The 1,973-nt window shown below is 48.9% G+C and carries 2 protein-coding genes; one reads left to right on the forward strand and one right to left on the reverse strand.

Annotated elements, in window-relative coordinates:
* Positions 1–232: 232 nt before the first annotated feature.
* Positions 233–1,337, forward strand: a protein-coding gene (prfB, locus tag VK958_RS07705; RefSeq protein ID WP_325240408.1) for a peptide chain release factor 2 whose coding sequence is annotated in 2 segments (ribosomal slippage) — positions 233–313 and positions 315–1,337 — 1,104 coding nt in all. Because the reading frame shifts where the segments join, the coding sequence is not laid out codon by codon here.
* A gap of 62 nt (positions 1,338–1,399) precedes the next feature.
* Here prfB and VK958_RS07710 read toward each other — a convergent pair.
* Positions 1,400–1,780, reverse strand: a complete 381-nt coding sequence (locus tag VK958_RS07710) for a YchJ family protein (RefSeq protein WP_325240410.1) — start codon at positions 1,778–1,780, stop codon at positions 1,400–1,402.
* Positions 1,781–1,973: the final 193 nt, after the last annotated feature.

The raw sequence follows: 1,973 nt of genomic DNA on the forward strand, positions 1-1,973 counted from the left end.
AAAGTAGTTATCGTTTCTAGGACTGATTGCAGCCATAATGCGGCCAAAGGTGGCATGCGCCATTGAGAACTCCCGGACGGTTACAAGTTTTGTGACCGTGATTTTACTATTTTGTGACAGTGTTTGTGACAAAAATATGAATTCTTTACTAAATTGATGACCATAGATGGCCCTAAATCAGTGGCCCGGCTGCGGTATAATGCTGGCTTTTACTCTCTGGCCAATCAAAAAAATGGAAGCCGAACATCTCAATAGTATCGCCAATGCGCTTAGCGATCTGACGCAGCGCCACAATGCCCTTCGGGGGTATCTTTGACTACGAAAACAAGCAGCAACGCTTAGCGGAGGTGAATGGCCTGCTGGAAGATCCCAAGGTTTGGGACAATGCAGAAAAGGCACAAAACCTGGGCAAGGAAAAACGCATGCTGGAAACCGTCGTCATGACACTGGACGATGTGCATCAATCATTGTCTGATAGCCGTGAATTATTCGATATGGCGCGTGAAGAAAATGATGATGAGACTTTATTGAGTGTAGAAACTGATACGCAAAAGATAGAAGCCACCATCGCGGCCATGGAATTCAAGCGCATGTTCTCGCAACCGATGGACGCCAATAACTGCTTTATTGAGTTCCAGTCCGGCAGTGGCGGCACTGAGGCGCAGGATTGGGCGGGTATGTTGCTGCGCATGTATTTGCGCTATGTGGAGCGCAAGGGCTTTAAAGTGGAAGTGCTGGAAGAATCCGAAGGTGATATTGCCGGGATTAAGGGCGCCTCCATCAAAGTCAGCGGTGATTATGCCTTTGGTACCTTGCGTACCGAAAGCGGTGTCCATCGCCTCGTACGTAAATCCCCGTTTGATGCCAACTCCAAGCGTCACACCAGTTTTGCCAGCGTGCAGATTTTCCCGGAAGTCGATGATTCTATTGAAATTGACATCAACCCGGCTGATCTGCGTATTGATACCTACCGCGCCAGTGGTGCTGGTGGACAGCACATCAACAAAACTGACTCAGCGGTGCGTATTACCCATTTGCCCACCAACGTCGTCGTGCAGTGCCAGAATGACCGTTCGCAACATCGCAACCGTGAAGAGGCGATGAACATGCTGAAAGGTGCTTTGTATAATCTGGAGCTGAGCAAGCGAAATGAGGAAAAGCAGGCACTTGAAGACGCCAAAACGGATATCGGCTGGGGTCACCAGATCCGCAGCTATGTGCTGGATCAGGGGCGCATCAAGGATTTGCGTACCAATGTAGAAATCGGTAATACACAAGGCGTGCTGGATGGCGACCTGGATCCGTTTATCATGGAGAGCCTGAAGCAAGGGCTTTAACCTAGCCAGGTTTTCTCAATAAAAAAGCAGCGTCATCGCTGCCTTTTTTATTGCCTGGTCACTCAATCCGGCTGTCCGTCCACATACAGCCAGTGTCCGCTTGCACGGCTGAAGCGACTATATTCCGTCAGTTGTTCTTTTTTCTGCTTGCCACTCTGGAAGGTGGCTACAAACTTCACGAAAGCTGTATCTGCTTCCGGCTGCTCGTGCGATAAAACCTGTAGCTTCAACCATTTAATGCCGCTTAAGTCTTCCTGGGTTAGACTTTTTGGACGGCTATCTGCATGCCATGTGTGCAAAATATACTCAGGTAGCTTCAATGCATAAGCACTGTAACGCGAGCGCATCAAACGCTCTGCATCAGGTGCAGCTTGTCCCTCATGCAAAGGCTGGCAGCAATCGTTGTAAGCTTTGCCACTAAAGCATGGGCAGGCATTTTTCATCTGTGATAACCAATCTTGAAAGTCAACGCAGTGGATACAAGGCCCGGCAAGTCCATGCTTACACATTAAAATAAAGCTTTCTGAGCGGCAGGTGGTGCCGCCATGACCTTGTCTATATCAATCTCGAATATGCCGAGTTTGCCAGCACAGGGCATTAGCGGTAATGGTCTTGCCTGCTCAAATAAAAAGCCAT

It is taken from the genome of Methylophilus sp., assembly GCF_035460085.1.
Classification (GTDB): Bacteria; Pseudomonadota; Gammaproteobacteria; order Burkholderiales; family Methylophilaceae; genus Methylophilus.

What these genes read in the sequence shown, in the direction of transcription:
- VK958_RS07710 (WP_325240410.1), bottom strand. Translation starts at nt 1,780, where the DNA reads ATGAAAAATGCCTGCCCATGCTTTAGTGGCAAAGCTTACAACGATTGC.